The organism is Mesorhizobium sp. NPDC059025 (assembly GCF_042739655.1).
Classification (GTDB): domain Bacteria; phylum Pseudomonadota; class Alphaproteobacteria; order Rhizobiales; family Rhizobiaceae; genus Mesorhizobium.
On sequence record NZ_JBHYIM010000006.1, the window covers coordinates 1 to 20,399 of the forward strand.

The 20,399-nt window shown below is 60.8% G+C and carries 15 protein-coding genes and 1 tRNA gene; 9 read left to right on the forward strand and 7 right to left on the reverse strand.

Annotated elements, in window-relative coordinates; translation table 11 throughout:
• Positions 1-65: 65 nt before the first annotated feature.
• Positions 66-1,232: an acetyl-CoA acetyltransferase gene (locus tag ACFWYE_RS15580; RefSeq protein ID WP_379112537.1), complete on the reverse strand. Its 1,167-nt coding sequence runs from the start codon at positions 1,230-1,232 to the stop codon at positions 66-68.
• Between the two features lie 201 nt (positions 1,233-1,433).
• On the opposite strand from ACFWYE_RS15580, the gene betI reads away from it, so the two are divergent.
• From betI to betB, 5 genes are read left to right on the forward strand one after another with little or no spacing between them, the layout of a single operon-like run.
• A complete protein-coding gene (gene betI / locus ACFWYE_RS15585) occupies positions 1,434-2,018 on the forward strand; it encodes a transcriptional regulator BetI (RefSeq protein WP_379061324.1) in 585 nt (194 codons plus the stop codon).
• Complete coding sequence (betC, locus tag ACFWYE_RS15590; RefSeq protein WP_379112539.1) at positions 2,015-3,541, forward strand: choline-sulfatase; 1,527 nt, start codon at positions 2,015-2,017, stop codon at positions 3,539-3,541. The genes betI and betC overlap by 4 nt, the downstream gene beginning before the upstream one ends.
• Complete coding sequence (locus ACFWYE_RS15595; protein ID WP_379113126.1) at positions 3,541-4,542, forward strand: threonine/serine dehydratase; 1,002 nt, start codon at positions 3,541-3,543, stop codon at positions 4,540-4,542. The genes betC and ACFWYE_RS15595 overlap by 1 nt, the downstream gene beginning before the upstream one ends.
• On the forward strand, positions 4,535-6,187 hold the full coding sequence (betA, locus tag ACFWYE_RS15600; protein WP_379112541.1) for a choline dehydrogenase: 1,653 nt from the start codon (positions 4,535-4,537) through the stop codon (positions 6,185-6,187). Before ACFWYE_RS15595 ends, betA begins: the two co-directional genes overlap by 8 nt.
• A 49-nt stretch (positions 6,188-6,236) precedes the next feature.
• Positions 6,237-7,700: a betaine-aldehyde dehydrogenase gene (gene betB, locus ACFWYE_RS15605; protein ID WP_379112543.1), complete on the forward strand. Its 1,464-nt coding sequence runs from the start codon at positions 6,237-6,239 to the stop codon at positions 7,698-7,700.
• Here the strand turns inward: betB and ACFWYE_RS15610 are convergent.
• Together ACFWYE_RS15610 and ACFWYE_RS15615 are read right to left on the reverse strand one after the other, a co-directional pair.
• Positions 7,697-9,949 carry a mannose-1-phosphate guanylyltransferase/mannose-6-phosphate isomerase gene (locus ACFWYE_RS15610; protein ID WP_379112545.1) on the reverse strand — a complete coding sequence of 751 codons (2,253 nt, stop codon included), beginning with the start codon at positions 9,947-9,949 and terminating at the stop codon, positions 7,697-7,699. The two genes, betB and ACFWYE_RS15610, sit on opposite strands and share 4 nt — an antisense overlap.
• A 20-nt stretch (positions 9,950-9,969) precedes the next feature.
• The gene (locus ACFWYE_RS15615) at positions 9,970-11,490 is read right to left on the reverse strand and encodes a phosphomannomutase/phosphoglucomutase (RefSeq protein WP_379112547.1); all 1,521 of its coding nucleotides are present in this window, start codon (positions 11,488-11,490) and stop codon (positions 9,970-9,972) included.
• A gap of 219 nt (positions 11,491-11,709) precedes the next feature.
• On the opposite strand from ACFWYE_RS15615, the gene ACFWYE_RS15620 reads away from it, so the two are divergent.
• Both ACFWYE_RS15620 and ACFWYE_RS15625 read left to right on the forward strand, forming a co-directional pair.
• Positions 11,710-11,786, forward strand: a tRNA-Pro gene (locus ACFWYE_RS15620).
• Between the two features lie 218 nt (positions 11,787-12,004).
• Positions 12,005-12,319: a YMGG-like glycine zipper-containing protein gene (locus ACFWYE_RS15625; protein WP_379061333.1), complete on the forward strand. Its 315-nt coding sequence runs from the start codon at positions 12,005-12,007 to the stop codon at positions 12,317-12,319.
• An 87-nt stretch (positions 12,320-12,406) separates the two neighbouring features.
• Here ACFWYE_RS15625 and ACFWYE_RS15630 read toward each other — a convergent pair whose 3' ends face one another.
• The 4 genes from ACFWYE_RS15630 to ACFWYE_RS15645 form a co-directional block, all read right to left on the reverse strand.
• Positions 12,407-14,026, reverse strand: coding sequence for an ABC transporter ATP-binding protein (locus ACFWYE_RS15630; protein WP_379061336.1), 1,620 nt, complete (start codon positions 14,024-14,026; stop codon positions 12,407-12,409).
• A 1-nt stretch (position 14,027) separates the two neighbouring features.
• Entirely contained in the window at positions 14,028-15,158 is a 1,131-nt protein-coding gene (locus ACFWYE_RS15635; protein ID WP_379112549.1) for an ABC transporter permease, read from the reverse strand.
• Entirely contained in the window at positions 15,151-16,074 is a 924-nt protein-coding gene (locus ACFWYE_RS15640; RefSeq protein ID WP_379112551.1) for an ABC transporter permease subunit, read from the reverse strand. Before ACFWYE_RS15640 ends, ACFWYE_RS15635 begins: the two co-directional genes overlap by 8 nt.
• Before the next feature lie 64 nt (positions 16,075-16,138).
• The gene (locus tag ACFWYE_RS15645; protein WP_379061342.1) at positions 16,139-17,734 is read right to left on the reverse strand and encodes a peptide ABC transporter substrate-binding protein; all 1,596 of its coding nucleotides are present in this window, start codon (positions 17,732-17,734) and stop codon (positions 16,139-16,141) included.
• Between the two features lie 380 nt (positions 17,735-18,114).
• Here ACFWYE_RS15645 and ACFWYE_RS15650 point away from each other — a divergent pair, with 380 nt between their 5' ends.
• The gene (locus ACFWYE_RS15650) at positions 18,115-18,576 is read left to right on the forward strand and encodes a TadE/TadG family type IV pilus assembly protein (protein ID WP_379061345.1); all 462 of its coding nucleotides are present in this window, start codon (positions 18,115-18,117) and stop codon (positions 18,574-18,576) included.
• On the forward strand, positions 18,576-20,372 hold the full coding sequence (locus tag ACFWYE_RS15655) for a pilus assembly protein TadG-related protein (protein ID WP_379112553.1): 1,797 nt from the start codon (positions 18,576-18,578) through the stop codon (positions 20,370-20,372). Before ACFWYE_RS15650 ends, ACFWYE_RS15655 begins: the two co-directional genes overlap by 1 nt.
• Positions 20,373-20,399: the final 27 nt, after the last annotated feature.

Consider the following 20,399-nt stretch of genomic DNA (forward strand, 5'->3'; position numbering starts at 1 on the left):
GGCCCCTTCTGTTTGTCCAACGCTATTCCAGATGGAAAAGCGCCACGCACTTTCCGGAAATTGCTTCAGCGGATGCGGTCTAGGATCGAGACGTAGTTGGCAACCGCGGCGCCGCCCATGTTGAAGATGCCGCCGAGCTTGGCATCCTTCACCTGGATGCCACCTGCCTCACCGGCAAGCTGCATGGCAGTCAGTACATGCATCGATACGCCAGTCGCGCCGATCGGATGGCCCTTGGCCTTCAGGCCGCCTGACGGGTTGATCGGCAATTTGCCGTCCTTGGCGGTATAGCCTTCGAGGGCCAGCTTCGCACCCTCGCCCGGTCTGGCCAGGCCCATCGCCTCGTATTCGATCAGTTCGGCGATGGTGAAGCAGTCATGCGTCTCGACAAAGGAGAGGTCGTCGAGCGTGACCCCGGCCTTCCCGAGCGCGCGCTCCCAGGCCTGCTCGCAGCCTTCGAAGGCAAGAATGTCGCGCTTCGACATCGGCAGGAAATCCTGCACATGCTCATTGGCGCGGAAGGTGATGGCGCGGCGCATCCTGAGCGCGGTGTCGGTATCGGCAAGCACCAGGGCGGCGGCGCCATCCGAAACCAGGGAACAGTCGGTCCGCTTCAGCGGCCCGGCGACAAAGGGGTTCTTCTCACTTTCCTGGCGACAGAAGTCGAAGCCGAAATCCTTGCGCATCTGCGCATAAGGGTTGTCGACGCCATTCTTGTGGTTCTTGGCCGCGATCATCGCCAACGCGTCGGACTGGTCGCCGTAACGCTGGAAATAGGCCTGGGCGATCTTGCCGAAGACGCCGGCGAAACCGGCCGGTGTTTCGCCATCTTCCGGCAGATAGGAGGCCTTGAGAAGGTTCTTGCCGATCTCGGGGCCTGGTGTCGTCGTCATCTGCTCGGCACCGACCACAAGAACGATACGCGCGGCATTGGCGTCGATGGCGCGGATGCCCTGACGAACCGCTGCCGAACCGGTGGCACAGGCGTTCTCGACCCGGGTGGCTGGCTTGAAGCGCAACCGGTCGTCGGCCTGCAACACGAGGCTGGCGGTAAAATCCTGGGCCGAGAAACCGGCGTTGAAGTGGCCGAGCACGATTTCGTCGACATCGTCCGGCCCGATGCCGGCATGTTCGAGCGCCTCCGAGGCGACCTTGGTGATCATGCCTTCGAGCGTCTCGCCCTCCAGCTTGCCGAAGCGCGAATGCGCCCAGCCAACGATGCTTGCCGTCATGGGAGTTCTCCAGATTGGCCTTGCCTTTCCTAGCATATTAGGTCTGGCACGGTAACTGTTCAATCCTGAACATATAGGCCAGTCTCGAGGAGTTGCGAAGGGCGCTCGCGGCCTCGCGTCGCAACGACCACAATGCATGGCGGGATTTTTATTGATTGACGGATCAATTAAAAATAACTTGCCGGGCGGGAGAAGCAGAACATGCCGAAAATCGGAATGGAACCGCTGCGTCGAAAGGCGCTGATCGACGCTACGATCTTGGCGATCGGCGAGCGCGGATCGCTCAACGTCACCATGTCGGAGATCGCCGACCGCGCCGGCGTATCCTCGGCGCTGGCGCACCACTATTTCGGACCGAAGGAAGAGCTGCTGCTCGCCACGATGCGACATCTGCTGGCCGATCTCGGCGCCGACACGATCGTGGCCCTCAACAAGGTCAGCACGCCGCGTCAGAGGCTCTCGGCAATTGTCGGCGTCAACTTCAACGCCGGCCAGTTCCGCGAAGAGACCGTACACGCCTGGCTTGCCTTCTATGTCGAGGCGCAGAATTCGCTGCCATTGAGACGCCTGCTGCGCATTTATGCCCGCCGCCTGCATTCCAACCTGATGAGCGGGCTTCTGCCGCTGGTGTCGCGCGAGGAGGCCGCACGAATGGCCGAAGCGATCGCTGCCATGATCGACGGGCTCTACATCCGCCGTGCGCTGCGCGACGGGCTGCCCAATCCTCTCAGCGCCGGTGCGCTGGTGGAGGACTATATTGACGCCAAGCTGGCGCAGGTACGATGACAAAAGCCCCCAACATCCTGATCATCATGGTCGACCAGCTTGCCGGAACAATGTTTCCAGACGGGCCGGCGGACTTCCTGCATGCGCCGAACCTCAAGGCGCTCGCCGCACGCTCGGCGCGCTTCCGCAACAACTACACCGCCTCGCCCCTGTGTGCACCCGGGCGTGCGGCTTTCATGAGCGGGCAGCTGCCGTCACGCAACGGCGTCTACGACAACGCCGCCGAGTTCCCGTCCTCCATCCCGACCTTCGCGCACCACCTGCGCGCGGCCGGCTATCACGCCGTACTGTCAGGCAAGATGCATTTCGTCGGCCCGGATCAGCTGCACGGCTTCGAGGAACGCCTGACCACCGACATCTACCCGGCGGATTTCGGCTGGACGCCGGATTACCGCAAGCCTGGCGAGCGCATCGACTGGTGGTACCACAATCTGGGTTCGGTGACCGGCGCAGGCGTCGCTGAAATCACCAACCAGATGGAGTATGACGACGAAGTCGCTTTCCACGCCCAGCAGAAGCTCTACGATTTCGCCCGGACATCGGACGACCCGCAGCGCCGCCCGTGGTGCCTGACCGTATCCTTTACCCATCCGCACGATCCTTATGTCGCACGGCGCCGCTATTGGGATCTTTATGAGAACTGCCCGGCACTCGAACCCGAAACCGGCTTCATCCCATACGACAAGCAGGATCCGCATTCGCAGCGGCTCTACAAGGCCAGCGACTACGACAGTTTCTCGATCACGCCCGAACACGTCCGTCGTGCCCGCCAGGGTTACTTCGCCAACATCTCGTATCTCGACGACAAGGTCGGCGAGCTGCTGTCCGTGCTCGAGCGCACACGCATGGCCGATGACACCATTGTCGTGTTCGCATCCGATCATGGCGACATGCTGGGTGAGCGCGGTCTGTGGTTCAAGATGTGCTTCTATGAAGGTTCGGCACGCGTGCCGCTGATGATTGCCGGCAAGGACATCCGCCCTGCCCGCATCGACACGCCGGTGTCGAACCTCGACCTCTGCCCGACGCTCTGCGATTTCGCGGGCATCGATATCGGCGCCATCCAGCCCTGGACCGACGGACAATCGCTCATGCCGCTGCTGCAAGGTGGAGGACGCAGCGAACCGGTGCTGATGGAGTACGCGGCTGAGGGCTCTTACGCACCGATCGTTGCGATCCGCGAGGGCCGCTACAAATTCGTGCATTGCGAGATCGACCCGCCGCAACTGTTCGATCTGGAACAGGATCCGCAGGAGCGCGTCAATCTCGCCGGCGATCCCCGCCATGCAGCGATCGCGGCGGCATTCATGGAAAAGGTGCGGTTGCGATGGGACATGAACGTGTTCGATGCCGCGGTGCGTGAAAGCCAGGCACGCCGCTGGGTCGTCTACCCGGCCCTGCGCAACGGCGCCTACTACCCATGGGAGTTCCAGCCGCTGCAGAAAGCGTCCGAGCGCTACATGCGCAACCACATGAATCTCGACACGCTCGAAGCGGACAAACGCTTCCCGAGAGGTGAATGATGATTGAGCCGCACATTCCTTCTCTTGACCACATCCGGCGTGCCTATGCGGAAACCGCGAAGGCAACGCTAAGAACGCCGTTGCTGGAGTCGGCAGCACTTGCTCGCCAGATCGGTGCCGCCAGGGTCTTCGTCAAACCTGAATCGCTGCAATGGGCGGGCTCTTTCAAGGTCCGAGGGGCCTATTGGCGTTTGAAACAGCTATCGTCCGAGGAAGCGCGGAAAGGCGTGGTCGCCTATTCCTCGGGCAATTTTGCGCAAGGGCTGGGAGCCGCAGGACAAGCGCTGGGTATTCCCGTCACAATCGTCATGCCGATCGATGCACCGTTGGCCAAGCGCGAAGCGACTGCCGGCTACGGCGCCCGGGTGGTGCTGACCGACCACGGCGACCGCCCCCGAGAAGAAGTGGCGGCAGCGAAAGCTCGAGAGATTGCCGCAGCCGAAGGCCTGGCTTTGCTGCACCCCTTCGATGACCCCGAGATCGTCGCCGGACAGGCAGGCGCAGGTCTGGAGGCACTCGATCAGCTGGCCGCTCAGCGTGCCGCAGCCGATCTTCTTTTCTGCCAGGTCGGCGGTGGTGGCCTGATCGGAGGCGTCTCTCTTGCCTTCCACTATCTCTCACCCAAAACCCGGATCCTTGCCGTAGAACCCGAAGGCTTTAACGGCATGGGCTCGTCGCTGGCGCATGGCACGATAGAAACAATGCCGCTCGGCCCAAAGTCGATCTGCGATGGCCTGATGGCGCGGGCACCTGGCAGCGCCCCGTTTGCCGCGCTGAAAACCGCAGGAGCCGAGGGCATCACGGTGGCTGATGGTGCCGTGCGGAACGCGATGAAAACTGCCTTCGAACGCCTCAAGCTCGTGCTGGAGCCCTCGGGCGCAGCATCGCTGGCAGCCTTGCTTGATGGCGGCATAGACGTATCCGGCAAGACAGTGCTCGTAATCGCAACCGGCGGCAATGTCTCGCTTGCCGATTTCATGGCGCATATGAAAAATGCTTGAAGCAGATTTTGTGATCATCGGCTCCGGCTCTGCCGGCGCGGCCATGGCCCACCGCCTGTCGGAGGACGGCAAACATTCGGTGATCGTCATCGAATATGGCGGCTCCGACGCCGGCCCGCTCATCCAGATGCCATCGGCGCTGTCTATCCCGCTCAACATGCCGCTTTACGACTGGGGCTTCGCCTCCGAACCGGAGCCGCATCTCGGCGGGCGCATCCTCGCCACGCCACGCGGCAAGGTCATAGGCGGTTCGTCCTCGATCAACGGCATGGTCTACGTACGCGGCCATGCGCGCGACTTCGATCATTGGGCAGAACAGGGGGCGAATGGCTGGAGCTTCGCAGACGTGCTGCCCTACTTCAAACGCATGGAAGACAGCCATGGCGGCGAGGACGGCTGGCGCGGCAAAGGCGGCCCGCTGCACGTCCAGCGCGGCGCCCGTACGAACCCGCTCTACGCCGCCTTCATCAAGGCGGGCCACCAGGCCGGCTTCGAACTGACCGAGGACTACAATGGCGCCAAGCAGGAAGGCTTCGGGCCGATGGAGCAGACCATCCGCAAGGGTCAACGCTGGTCGGCGGCGAATGCTTACCTCAAGCCTGCACTGAAGCGGCAGAACGTGAGTCTCGTCAAAGGCTTCGCGCGGCGTGTGATCATCGAGAATCAACGTGCGACGGGCGTCGAGATCGAGGCTCGCAAACAGATTCAGGTCGTTAAAGCACGGCGCGAGGTTATCGTCGCAGCATCCTCGATCAATTCGCCCAAGATCCTGTTGCTGTCCGGCATCGGCCCGGCGAAACACTTGGCCGAGCACGGCATTGCCGTCGTCGCCGACCGGCCTGGCGTCGGCCAGAACCTGCAGGACCACATGGAGCTTTACATCCAGCAGGAAGCGATACAGCCGATCACGCTGAACTCGATCCTCAACCCGTTCTCCAAGGCGCTGATCGGTGCGCGCTGGATGTTCTTCAAGAGCGGTCTGGGTGCCACCAACCATTTCGAAGCCGCCGCCTTCGTGCGCTCGGCGCCAGGTGTCGACTATCCCGACATCCAGTATCATTTCATTCCGGCGGCCGTGCGTTACGACGGCAAGGCCGCAGCGAAGTCACACGGCTTCCAGGCACATGTCGGGCCGATGCGGTCGAAATCACGCGGCTCGGTCACGCTACGCTCGCATGATCCCAACGCCAAGCCGGTGATCCGCTTCAACTACATGTCGCATGCCGACGACTGGAAGGATTTCCGCCACTGCATCCGCCTTACCCGCGAGATCTTCGGCCAGGCTGCCTTCGATCCGTTCCGCGGTCAGGAGATTTCGCCGGGCAGCCATGTGCAGAGCGACGATGAGCTGGACGCGTTCATCCGCGCGCATGCTGAGAGCGCCTACCATCCCTGCGGCACCTGCCGCATCGGCCGCGCGGACGATCTGCATGCCGTTGTCGATCCCGAATGCCGTGTGATCGGCGTCGACGGGCTCCGTGTCGCGGACTCCTCGATCTTCCCGCGCGTCACCAACGGCAATCTCAATGCGCCATCCATCATGACCGGCGAAAAAGCCGCCGACCATATTCTTGGCCGCACACCACTCGCGCCTTCGAACCAGGAACCCTGGATCAATCCGCGCTGGCAGGTCTCGGACAGATAGAGCATCATCGGCTACCACATCCGGCAGGCCACAGACTTCGGAGTATCCCATGCGCGCCCAACCCAAGGCATCGCACTATATCAATGGCCGTTTCGTCGACGACGAACAGGGCGCGCCCCTGCCGGTGATCTATCCGGCGACCGGCGAAACCATTGCCACGCTGCATTCTGCGACACCCAACATCGTCGAACTGGCCGTCGAGGCAGCCCGCGCCGCGCAGCCGGCCTGGGCCCGGATGAAGCCCGTCGAACGCGGCCGCATCCTGCGCCGTGCCGCCGACATCCTGCGTGCCCGCAATGCCGAACTCGCCCGCATCGAGACGCTGGATACCGGCAAGGCTATTCAGGAAACACTGGTTGCCGACCCGGCATCCGCCGCCGATGCACTCGAGTATTTCGGCGGCGCGGTGGCGAGTTACACCGGCGATTACATCGATCTTGGCGGTCCCTTCGCCTATACGCGGCGCGAAGCGCTCGGCGTGTGCGTCGGCATCGGCGCCTGGAACTATCCGATTCAGGGTGCTGGCTGGAAATCGGCACCTGCACTCGCCATGGGCAACGCGATGGTCTTCAAGCCATCGGAAAACACGCCGCTTTCCGCCCTTGCGCTTGCCGAAATCTACACGGAAGCCGGGCTCCCGGATGGACTTTTCAACGTCGTGCAGGGCTATGGCGATGTCGGTGGCGCGCTGGCCTCGCACGAAGTGGTCGCCAAGGTCTCGCTGACAGGCTCGGTGCCGACCGGCAAGAAAGTGCTGGCCCTGACCGGTTCCCTGATGAAACACGCCACAATGGAACTCGGCGGCAAGTCACCGCTGATCGTGTTCGACGATGCCGACCTCGAGAACGCCATCGGTGGCGCCATGCTCGGCAACTTCTATTCGACGGGCCAGGTCTGCTCCAACGGCACGCGGGTGTTCGTGCAGAAGGGCCTGCATGACCGGTTCGTCGAACGGCTGACCGAACGCACCAAGGCAATCCGCATCGGTGATCCGCTCGACCCCGAAACGCAGATGGGGCCACTGATCAACAAGGCGCAGCACGACAAGGTGATGTCTTATGTCGGCATCGGCAAGACCGAAGGCGCTTCGCTGCACTATGGTGGCGGCGAACCGAAACTGCAGGGCTTCGAGAACGGTTTTTTCATCGAGCCGACCATCTTCACCAATGTCACCGACCAGATGCGCATCGCACGCGAGGAGATTTTCGGGCCGGTGATGAGCGTGCTTTCCTTCGCCGATGAAGACGAAGTGATCGACCGCGCCAACGATACCGAGTTCGGTCTCTCTGCCGGTGTCTTCACCCGCGACCTGCCACGCGCGCATCGTGTCATTGCCGAGCTCCAGGCCGGCACCTGCTGGATCAACAACTACAACCTGTCACCGGTCGAGATGCCGTTCGGTGGCTTCAAGCAGTCGGGCATCGGCCGCGAAAACTCGCTGGCGGCGCTGGCGCTCTATTCGCAGGAAAAGTCGGTCTATGTGGAAACCGGCGACGTGGCGAGCCCGTACTAGATCTGCCCAGCCTTGCCTGCTTCCTCGGTCTTGTCGAGATACTGCGTGAGAGCAGTGACGAGATGATAGAAGATGCTCGCCGGCACTTCGGTTGCCTGTGAGCGGCCACGCTCGTCGATCCAGTCGACCCACAGGCCGAGCGGCGCCGGATCGATGTGCCAGCGGAACAGGCGCCCGACACGCGCCTCGATCTCCGGTTTCAGATCCGGTCCCCCGGTGCCGTCCAGTGCGATCGCCGCCTTGATCGCCTCCGTCTGCGGCCAGCTGCGCGAGATGCCGTCGAGCGGCAGGCCATCGCGCGAGACAGCGCCGTAAGCCAACCCGGTGGCGCGGTTCAGGCCATTGGCTATGGCCGAGGCATAAAGCTTGCGCGCGAAACCGGTGAGATCGACCTGGCCGCTGCGCTGCGCGAAATCGACCAGCAGGGATGCCCATTCGAAGTGATGACCGGGTTCGGTCCATTGGCCACGCTCGCCTGGCGCCGGTCTCCACTCGTCATCGAAATATTCGCCCAGCGTCCAGCTTTCGCGGTCGAAGAAATGGTTGCGAAACAGGTCTGCAAGCCTTGCGGCGCGGCGCAGATAGGTGCGGTCTCCGGTGACTGAATGCCACGCCAGGAAAGCCTCCAGCAGATGCATATGCGGGTTGGAACGACGTTCTCCCTTGCCGCCCGATGTTTCCAGGAAACCGGTCAGACGTTCGTCCTCCAGATGCGCGTCAAGGAAGGAGAACGTCTCCTGGCCAAGCCGCAACGCATCCGGGTTACCGCACATATGCGCATGCGCCAGCGCCAGCAGCACGCAGGAGTGGTCGTAAGCATCCTCCGCGGGATCAGCGACGCTGCCGTCTATATTCATCGTGCGCACCCAACCGCCTTTGTCGGTACGGCCATGACGCGCCATGAAATCGATGCCGTGCGCGATCAACCGATCGGCCGGCCCATCCCAGCCACGCTCCTTGGCTACCGCGAAGGCGTAGACCTGGCGGGCCATGGTGCGCATGCGCTTGGGCTTCATCAGGGGTGATGCGTCCAGGCCCAAGGCCTCGTGAAAACCGCCAAAGCGATCATCGACCCCAACGGTCGACCACAACGGCATGGTTTCCTCGAACAGCCAGTGGCGCACACGCCTGCGCCAGGAGCCGCTCTCGATGACACGATCATGTGCCGGCGTGAACCTGGTCTCCAGGCGTCCGCTTCTTTCGAGCTGCTCGACCACCTTGCGCACATTCTGGCTGTGACTGACGGGGGCCACGAAAGTGGCATCGGCGGTGGAAACGATGGCTATGTCCTCAAGACCGACGGCAGAGAGAAGGCGGCCCTGGCTGCGGATGTAGGAATTCCGGCAATCGATCGCGACGACGTCGCCGATGACGACATTGCCGTCGGTGTCGGCAGGGCCGACATCGAGCAAGGACTGCCAAGAGCCAAGGTCGTTCCAGCGGAAGCCGGCCGGCACCATCGCGATATCAGCTGCCCGTTCCATGATGGCATAGTCTATCGAAATCGCGGGAATGGCTTCGTAAAGATCCTGCGCCATGTAGAGGCCGGACACATCGCTGGTCGCCGCCTTGAAAGCGGCTTCGGTGGCCTGCCATATATCCGGCCGAAACGACACGAAGGCATCACGCATGGCGCTGGCGCGAAACAGGAAGATGCCGGCGTTCCAGTAGAAATTGCCTGCTGCAAGATAGGTCTGCGCAGTGGCGAGATCCGGTTTTTCGACGAACCGCGAGACATCGAACACACCATCCCGTTCCGCGCCGGCTTCGATGTATCCATAACCCGTTTCCGAATGGGTCGGCCGCACACCAAACACAACCAGCCTGCCTGCATTGGCAGCGGGAACGCCGGCCTCCACCGTTTGCCAGAACTGGGCAGCGGTTGAAATTTCGTGATCGGATGGCACCACCAGCATCAGCGCATCGTCGAACTCCGCCAGTGTGCGCAGCGTTGCCAGCGCCACGGCGGCGGCGGTGTTGCGACCAACAGGCTCGAACAGGGCACCACCGCCGCCAAGATCGATGCCTGCAAGATCGCTGCCGACCCGGTCGGCATGGCGCTCGGAGGCAATCAGAAAGACGGAAGCCTCGCCGTCCTTGCGCGCTGCCAGGCGCTGCAGCGTCTTCAACAGCATCGAACCATCACCCGACAGGTCGTGGAACTGCTTGGGATTGTCCTCGCGCGAAAGCGGCCATAGCCGCGAACCGACCCCACCGCTCATCACAAAACCGACGATGCGCTCGCTCATGCCGTCCCCGTCGCCCGCATTCAAAATGTCTGATTGTACGGCCCGACGTCCGGGCTGCGCCGCAATACCGCGTCAACGCCTTCGAACATCTGCCGCCGCCGCTCCACAGAAACCGGGCTTTCCACCACGACCACCAATTCGGGCTTGTTCGACGAAGCTCTCACCAGCCCCCAGGTGCCATCCTCCGCCACCACACGGACACCGTTGACCGTGACCAGATCGACGATCTTCTGACCCGCAAAAACCTCGCCGCGCTGCTTCAGTGCCTGGAAATCGGCGACAACGCGTTCGACCACGCCATATTTCTTGTCGTCATCACAATGGGGCGACATGGTCGGCGTGCCGAAGGTCAACGGCAGGTCGCGGTAGAGATCGGCCATGGACTTGCCGGGGTTGCGATCGAGCATGCGACAAATCGCGATTGCCGTCACCAATCCATCGTCATAGCCGCGCCCGATGGGCGGATTGAAGAAGAAATGGCCGGACTTCTCAAATCCGGCGATGGCGCCAAGTTCGGCAACCCGGCGCTTGATGTGGGAGTGACCGGTCTTCCAATAGTCCGTTTTGGCGCCGTTGCCGCGCAGAACGTCATCCGTGTTGAACAGACCGGTCGATTTCACATCGACGACGAAAGCTGAACCAGGATGCTCGCTGGAGATGTCGCGGGAGAGCATCACTCCCACCTTGTCGGCGAAGATCTCATTGCCTTCGTTGTCGACCACACCACAGCGGTCGCCATCACCATCGAAACCCAGGCCGATATCGGCACCGGTCTCCAGCACCTTGTCCCGGATGGCATGCAGCATTGCCATGTCTTCCGGGTTGGGATTGTAGCGCGGGAACGTATGGTCGAGTTCAACGTCCAACGGAACCACCTCACAGCCGATACGCTTCATCACCTCAGGTGCAAAAGCCCCTGCGGTGCCGTTGCCGCACGCAGCCACCACTTTCAATTTTCGGGAGATACATCCACCGGAAACAAGATCATCGATATAGGCAGTGCGAAAGTCCGGAACGAACGCATAGCTGCCAGCATCGACGAGATCGAAATCGCCACCGAGCACGATGTCGCGCAATGAAGCCATTTCTTCCGGGCCAAAGGTGAGTGGCCGCTGAGCCCCCATCTTCACACCTGTCCAGCCGTTTTCGTTGTGCGATGCGGTGATCATGGCGACAGACGGAACGTCGAGCGCGAACTGGGCGAAATAGGCCATGGGCGACAACGCCAGTCCGATATCCTTGACCTTGGCGCCGGCGGCCATCAGGCCGGACACCAGCGCCAGTTTTATCGACAGCGAATAAGACCGAAAATCATGAGCCGTGACGATAGCTGGCCCGACGCCCAGACGGCGAATCAAGGTGCCCAGCCCCATGCCCAGTGCCTGGACACCAACAAGGTTGAGTTCAGGCAGCTGAGCAGAGCCGGAATGACCGAACCACCAGCGCGCATCATACTCACGGAAACCCGACGGCTTGACGAGCGCCGAGGTTTCGAACGCGAAGGTATTGGGCTTGGCCTCAGTGACGATCTTGAAGGTCAAGGCAGCGAAACTCCCATCGGCGCGGGCTTTTTTGCAGCGAGAATGACCTTGCGCTTCGCCGTCGCGTGCAGCGCTCTTAGCACATCTGCCTAACAGGAACCTTATTGGGAAAAGCACTGCGCCGACAAAGCTCAACAAAGCTCATGAAATGCGACCGTAACTGCGCCATACCCGCTTGCAGGAACCGAACGTGGCAGCTATAAGCCCGCCGTCTGGTCACGGAGTGTAGCGCAGCCTGGTAGCGCACATCGTTCGGGACGATGGGGTCGCAGGTTCGAATCCTGCCACTCCGACCAGAAAAAGTCAGTGACTTGGCTTCCCGAAATCAGCCGGTTCTCAGTTCCTGCTATCCATTCCGAGCCATGCGGCGAATTTGCCGCGAGACAATCATCGAATCCGTGTTGTTGGTGCCGATCACGTTGCGTTGCCGGCGGTCACGACATGATTTCCTGCCCCCGTTCCGCCGCAATGGCCTTTCAGGGCAACGATGGGGCTTCAGTGAGAGGATTTCCCGATGCGACTTTATACTACAATTGCCGCCATGCTGATGGCGGTGGCGCTCGCGGGTTGCGAGACGTCGGAACAGCAGCAGCGGGCAGGTACGGGCGCGTTGATCGGTGGCGCTGGCGGCGCACTGGTCGGCCAGGCGATCGGCCGCGACACCAAGAGCACATTGATCGGAGCCGGCGCCGGTGCACTGCTTGGCGCGGCCGTGGGCAGCTCGACGACCCCGCAACGCCGCGGCGAGGAGATGTGCCGTTACCAGGATCGTTCCGGCCGCATTTATACCGCGCCCTGCGATGACCGCTATTATAACGGCAACTATTGAACCCCAGGCCCAGTTGCCGCCAAGATGAAAAAAGCCCCGGTTCGAACCGGGGCTTTTTCATATCGATCGATCTGCGTCCAACTGGCGTCAGGCGCTTGCCCGGAAGCGGGTGGTGTCGATGGCGGCAGTCATCAGCGTCTGCGTGTACTTCTCGCGTGGATGGTCGAAGATGGCATCCGTTGGCCCTTCTTCGACGATCTTGCCCTGCTTCATGACGATGATGTAGTCGGCCATCGCCCGCACCACCGCAAGGTCATGGCTTATGAACAGGTAGGACAGGTCGTGATCGGCCTGAAGCTTGCGCAGCAATTCCACGATCTGCTTCTGCACGGAACGGTCCAACGCCGAAGTCGGCTCGTCCAGAACCACCACTTTCGGTTTCAGGATCATTGCACGGGCAATGGCTATGCGCTGGCGCTGGCCGCCTGAAAACTCGTGCGGATAGCGATTGCGCATGATCGGGTCGAGCCCGACCTCCTTCAGCGCCTCCACCGCACGGTGATCGCGCTCCTTGGACGACAGCGCAGGTTCATGCACCAGGAGCCCCTCGGTGATGATCTGCCCAACCGTCATGCGCGGCGACAGCGAACCGAACGGATCCTGGAAAACCAGTTGCAACTCGCGGCGCAACGGGCGCATGGCCTGTTTGTCGGCTCGGGAAATGTCGTTGTCGCCGAAACGGATCTGCCCGTCGCTCGGCAAGAGCCGCAGCAACGCGCGTCCGAGCGTCGACTTGCCCGAACCGGATTCACCGACAATGCCGATGGTCTGGTTGCGTTTGAGCCGAATGGAGATGTCGTCGACAGCACGCAGGATGACCGGATCACCGGCAAGGAAACCACCGCCGATCTTGAATGTGACTTCAACCTTGCGTCCCTCGAGCAGAACCGGGGCATCGGGCGCCGGTGCCGCCTTGTGGCCTGTGGGTTCGGCCGCCAGCAGCATCCTGGTGTAGGGATGTTGCGGATTGGCGAAGAGCGCTGTGGCCTCTCCTTCCTCCACCACCTCACCGGAACGCATCACATAGACGCGATCTGCGAAGCGCCGCACGATGCCCAGATCGTGCGTGATGAAGACGATGGCCATGCCGAGCTTCTTCTGCAGCTCGGCCAGCAGCACCAGGATCTGCGCCTGGATGGTCACGTCCAGCGCCGTCGTCGGCTCGTCGGCGATCAGGATGTCCGGATCGTTGGCGAGCGCCATGGCGATCATCACACGCTGGCGCTGGCCGCCCGACATCTCGTGCGGATAGGATTTCAGCCGCCGCTCGGGATCGGGAATATGGACGAGGCGCAGCAGTTTCAGCGCCTCCTCACGCGCGGCCGCAGCACTCAGGCCGCGATGCCGCCGTATCGGCTCCATCAACTGGTTGCCGATCGTGTAGAGCGGATCAAGCGAGGTCATCGGCTCCTGGAAGATCATGCTGATCTTGCGCCCGCGGACCTTGTTGAGCTCGCCCTTGCGCATGGTGAGCAGGTTCGAGCCACGGTAGTCAACCGCGCCGGTTGCTTCACCATTCGAAGCGAGCAGCCCCATCGCAGCCATCATCGTCTGGCTTTTGCCGGAGCCCGACTCGCCGACGACGGCGACGGTTTCGCCGGCTTTCACGTTGATGTTGATGCCCTTCACGGCGTCAACGGCACCATCGAGTGTGCGGAAACGCACCTTGAGGTCGCGAACATTGAGAACGGTTTCTGCAGCAGCCATCTCAACGGTCCTTCGGATCGAGCGCATCGCGCAGGCCATCGCCGACGAAGTTTAGCGCAAACAGCGTCGAAACAAGGAAGAAGGCTGGAAACAACAGCAACCAATTGGCGGTACCGATGTTCTTGGCTCCGGCGGAGATGAGCACGCCCCAGCTCGTCATCGGTTCCTGCACGCCAAGCCCCAGGAACGACAGGAAACTTTCCAGGATGATGACCTGCGGCACGAGCAACGTCATGTAGATGACGACCGGGCCGAGCAGATTGGGAATGACGTGGCGCAGCAGAATACCGCGCTGGCCAACTCCAAGCGCCTCCGCCGCCTGCACATACTCCTGCCGGCGGATGGACAATGCCTGGCCGCGGACGATGCGAGCCATGTCCAGCCATAGCACGGCGCCGACCGCCAGGAACATCAGCACGAAGTTTCGCCCGAAGAACACCACCAGCATGATGACGAAAAAGATGAAAGGCAGTGAATAGAGCACATCGACGATGCGCATCATGACTTCATCGACCTTGCCGCCGGCAAAGCCTGCCGTAGCGCCGTAGAGCACGCCGATGACGACGGCGACGACACCGGCAAGCAAGCCGATGGCCAGCGAAATCCGCCCCGCCACCAGGGTGCGGGACAACAGATCACGGCCGATATTATCGGTGCCGAAGAAGAAATAGGCCTGTCGCACCGTCGTGCCGATGACGATTTCGTTGCCTTCCGGCGACTTGCTCAGCACCTGCGCACCATCGAAGGTATCAGAACGGTCCAGGTAGCGCAGATAGCGTTCATCGATCGGCTTGGACGAGGTCAGGGTTATGGTGAGATTGCCACCATCCTGCTTCACGTCCTTGACATCGACACGCATGCGCCGAACCACATCGTCCAGCGCAGTCTTGATCATCTCTTCCTTCGGATAGGCCGAAAAACTGGGCGGCGTGCGCACATAGTCGGAATAGATCGTTGTGTATTGGTGCGGCACGAACCAGGGACCGATGATGCAGACCAGCCCCATCAGGATCAGATAACAGAGGCTGATCATGGCAGCACGATTGGCTTTCAATCGCGCCCAGGCATCGCCCCAGAGCGAGCGGCCCACCACGGTTGAGGCAGGAGCGGAGGTGGCTGCGATCTCAGTCATAGCGCACCCTCGGATCGACCACGGCGTAGAGGATATCGACGATCAGGTTGAAGATGATCGTGAAGATCGCGATCACCACCACCGTGCCCATCACCAGCGTATAGTCACGGTTGAGCGCCGCATCGACGAAGTATCGGCCGACCCCGGGGATCGAGAAGATGGTCTCGACCACGATGGAACCGGTCAGCAGCGCCGCCGCTGCAGGACCGGCATAAGAGACGATCGGCAGCAATGCGCCTCGCAAAGCGTGCTTGACCACGACCGACCAGTCGGAAAGACCGAGCGCCCGCGCTGTTCGAATATGATGCGATCGCAGGGATTCGATCATCGAACCGCGCATGAGGCGCGCCACGATGGCAATCTGCGGCAGGGCCAGTGTGATGACGGGGCCGATCTTGTTGATCAAGGCGCCGTCACCCCAGCCACCGATCGGCAACAGTTTCCAGCTCAGCCCAAAGACAAGCTGGATCAAAGGCGCGATGACGAAGGTGGGGATCGTCGAGCCGGCGGTTGCCACGGCGATCACGGTGTAGTCGGCCGTCTTGTTCTGATTGAGCGCGGCGACGACACCAAGGATGGAGCCGAGGATCAGTGCCAGGATCAAGGCGGAGGTGCCTAGCTGGACCGAGATCGGCAACCCTTTCCAGAAGAGCTCGCCAACGGTGAAATCAGGCAGATTGTAGCTCGGCCCGAAACTGCCATGCAGCAAGTTGTTGAGATAATTCAGATATTGTTTCCAGAGCGGATCATTGAGCCCGAACTGGGCCTCAAGATTGGCTTTGATGACGGGACTTAACCCGCGCTCCTGGTTGAAGGGGCCGCCAGGGGCCACCCGGATCAGGAAAAACGCCAGCGTAACGATTACGAATAGCGTCGGGATGGCGGTCAAAAGCCGCCGGAACACATAAATCAACATAGTCGCCAGACCTCACAAGCGTAGGAAGCCGCCGTCTCCTGCTGGAGACGGCGGTCCATACGGATTATTGGTCTTTGCTGATGAAGCGCGAAGGATGCACGTCCATCACATTGTCTTCGAAGCCGTGCAACTTCGGAGAGACGATGTTGTGGAAGCTGTAGTAGAGCAGCGGAATCTGACCGACTTCGTCGATCAGGACGCGTTCGGCGTCGCTCAGCAGCTTCATGCGCTCTTCCGGATTGCCACCAGCAGCGGCGGCCTTGTTCATGGCTTCTTCAAATTTCGGGCTGTTGTAGCTCGAATAGTTGTTGCCACTGTCCTTGCGGGTGATGCCGAGGAAGGTTTCCGGATCCTGATAGTCGGCAATCCAGGCAGCGCGGGCAACGTCGTAATTGCCCTTCTGCTCAAGGAAGCCATAGTGGGTCTTGGTGTCGGTGTTGAGAAGGGTAACCTCGACGCCCAGCGGTTTCAGCTGCTCCTGGATGGCGACGGCGGTGTTCTTGTGGTTCTCCGAAGTATTGTAGCGGATTTCCATCTTCAGCGGGTTGTTCGGACCGTAACCAAGCTTCTCCAGGACCTTCTTGGCTTCGTCCTCGCGGTCGATCTGCGACTTCTCCGCAAACTTGGCCATGGCGGGCGTATAGCCCTTGATGCCCGGAGGCACCATCGAATAGCCGGGGAACATTGAATTGTTCCAGACCTTCTCGGCCAGGAAGTCGCGGTCAATCGCCTCGGAGATGGCATTGCGCAGTTCAACGTTGTCCCAGGGCTTCTTGTCGGTCTTGATCGCGTAGTAGTAGGTGCCGAGGTACGGCGCGACACGGATCTGATCGCCGAACTTCGCCTTCAGGTCGGGCAGCTGCTCGGTCGGCAGATCATCATAGCTGTCCATTTCACCGGCTTCGAAGCGCTTCATCGCCGAAGAACGGTCTTCGGTGGGGATGAAGTTGACCACATCGATCTTGACGTTGGCCGCATCGTGGAATTTCGGGTTCTTGACCATCTTGATGTGGTCGTTCGGCACCCATTCGGCGAGCGTATAGGCGCCGTTGGAAACCAGCTTGCCCGGCTTCACCCATTCCGCGCCGAGCTTCTCGATCGAAGCCTTGTTGACCGGATAGGCGGCCTGGTGGGTCAGCATTTCGAGGAAGTAAGGCGTCGGCGCATTGAGCTTGACCTCGAGGGTCAGCGGGTCGATCGCCTTGATCCCCATCTCTTCGGGCTTGGCCTTGCCCTTGTTGACGTCTTCCGCCTTGACCACGGGATACAGCATCGAGGCGTATTCAGCGCCGGTCGCCGGATCTTCGAGGCGATGGAAGGCATAGACGAAGTCGTCAGCCGTCACCGGGCTGCCATCCGACCAGACCGCATCCTTGCGCAGCTTGAAAGTATAGGTCTTGCCGTCGTCGGAAATCGTCCAGCTTTCTGCGGCGCCCGGAATGAGATCGGCCTTGGCGTCCTGCATGACCAGACCTTCGAACAGGTCGCGCAGCACATGGGCTTCATAGACAGTCGACGTCTTGTGCGGATCGACGGTTTCCGGCTCGGCGGCACTGCCGCGATTATAGACCACTTCGGCGAACGCCGCCGAATGGAAGGCACCGCTCGACAAAGCGAGCGTAGAGGCGAACACGGTCGCCTTCAGCATTGTTTTCAGCATGGAATCAATTCTCCCTTTCTCATGCGAGCCGGCCCTATCGGGGCTCGCGGGACGTTGACGCCCGCAGGCCGTACACCGGCCTCTCCTGGGGCGAGCCGCGGTTCCCTCTCCGCAGCAGATGGCCAGACACTAACGCCGCGAATTTTTATTTCAACACACCTTCAACCTTCCCCAGCGTCATCTTTCATGGATAGTTGTGCAGATGTTTCGAAAGATTAATAAAATCAAATACGTAACCCATAACTAACCATTATTCGGCTTAACCCACGAAAAACCCAACTCGTTTGACAGCCGCCCAAAATATTAATGCGGCATTAAGCAACCACCGGTTACTTTCGAATGTACTTTTGTAGGCTTTTCTTTTTTAGGCGGGAGAAAGCATGCATAGTATACGAGGAGTCTCAACTTTCACTCTCCACTCGAAAATTTCGAGATGGAAAGAAAACGACGATGGAACTTCGGCGGTAGAGTTTGCTTTGCTTGCGCCGCTGTTCGTTCTCTTTCTGCTCGGAATGGTTGCATACGGCATCTATTTTGGTGCCAGCCATTCTGTTCAACAGATAGCGGCGGACGCGGCCCGCACTGCGATCGGCGGGCTGAACCAGACCGAGCGTCAATCGCTCGTTACCACCTTCCTGGCCAACAACGCCGCAGGCTATCCGTTTGTCGATGCCACCAAGCTCACCGTGGTGGCCAGGGACAGCACAGCCGACGGCAGCCAGTTCGTCGTTTCCGTTACCTATGATGCGCGCAACCTCCCGATCTGGAACCTCCTGTCCGGGTTGCCGCTGCCTGGCACGAACATCGCGCGCCAGTCCACGATCCGTGTCGGGGGCATCTGATGAGCGCTTCATCCAGTCTGCGCGATCTGGTTCAACGCTTCCTGCCTGATCGGAACGCCAACTTCGCCATCATGGCGGCACTGTCCATGCCCGTCGTCTTTGCATTGATGGCCGTCGCCATTGATGAAGGCTCTCTCTATACCGAGCGGCGCGCATCGCAATCCATCACCGACCTTGCCGCTATCGCGGCCGGCTCAAACATCACCAATGCCAACCAGGCTGTGCTGAACACCTTGAACGACAACGGCCTGACCGGCGCGACGGTGGTCCAACCCGGCACGGGCACACCAACCCCTGCAAATCCGCTGGTGAGTGTCGTGCGAGGCCGATACACACCGACTTTGGCTATCGGCCAGCGTTTCCAGGCCAATGTGCAGCCCTACAACGCGGTCTCGGTATCGGTGCGCAAGGTTGGCACGATGTATTTTGGCGGGGCCTTCATGAGCCCGCCGATAATCAGCAACAACGCCATCGCCTCGGTCACACCGCAGGCTGCCTTCTCCGTCGGCTCGCGGCTGGCATCAGTCGACACCAGCAAAAGCCCCCTGCTCAATGCCGTACTCGGCGGCCTTCTCGGCACCAATGTCGCGCTCAACGTGATGGACTATAATTCGCTGCTCAGCGCCGATGTGAACGTTCTGTCGTTTCTGGATCAGCTTGCCATCAAGCTGAACCTTACCGGCGTCAGCTATTCAGATGTACTTGGCTCCAAGGCCACCATCGGGCAGATCCTCAGCGCGCTGGCCAGCGTGCCTGGGCTGGATTCACGCAGCCAGCTTGCGCTGCAAACCCTGGCGGCAGGCGCGACCAACCTGATCAAGATACCGCTCAATGCCCTTGTCGACCTTGGAAATGTCGGACGCCTCGGCCTCGGCCAGCGACCAGCCGGCCTGACTGTCGATGCCGGCCTGTTCAACATGGTGTCCGCGGCGGCCGGCCTCGCCAACGGGAACAAGCAGATCGATCTCGGAGCTGCCGTGAACATTCCGGGCGTGCTGAAGATCAGCATCCTGCTCGCCGTTGGCGAACCACCTCAATCCTCCCCATGGTTCAGGGTGGGGCAGAAAGGGGACGTGGTACGCACCGCCCAGACACGGTTGAAACTGGTCGTCGAGGTTCTTCCGGCCTCCAGTCAACTAACGCCGGGCGTCGATATTAAAAGGGACCAACAGGGCAACCCAGGAGTAATCACATTACCGGTCAACGTAGAACTGGCTTATGCCGAAGCCACACTGAGTGACATCAGCTGCTCGACCGGACAGCCCGCGAGCCGTGTCGTCACGATCGCAGCCCGCCCAGGGATCGGTGACGTGAAGATCGCGCAGACCACAGGGACGGGTTTCGCCGATTTCACACAACCGCAGAGCTTTACCCCGGCACCTATCCTGAATGTAGGAATCAACTTGTTGCTGCTGCAGCTCAATCTCGTGACTGTGAATGCTTATGCCGATATCGACATCGGCAATACGAACACGACAAATCTGACATTCAACAATACGGACATAACCGCCAAAACGGCCAAAACTGTTAAAACGACGAACTATACCAATTCGGCAACAACCTCACTGCTCGGAAATCTGCAATTGAGTGCAACCGTCCTGGGTATAAAACTGGACCTCATCACGGACCTTCTCCTGAACACCATCCGCCCGGCACTGATTCCCATCCTGCAAACGATTACCACCCCGCTGGACAACGTCCTCGCGTGGCTGCTCTCATCTCTCGGCATCGGGCTGGGCGAGGCTGACGTGCGCGTGACCGGAGCCACCTGCGGACAATCGGTCCTCGTGCAATAAACGCTATTCGCGATATCCGAAGCATGA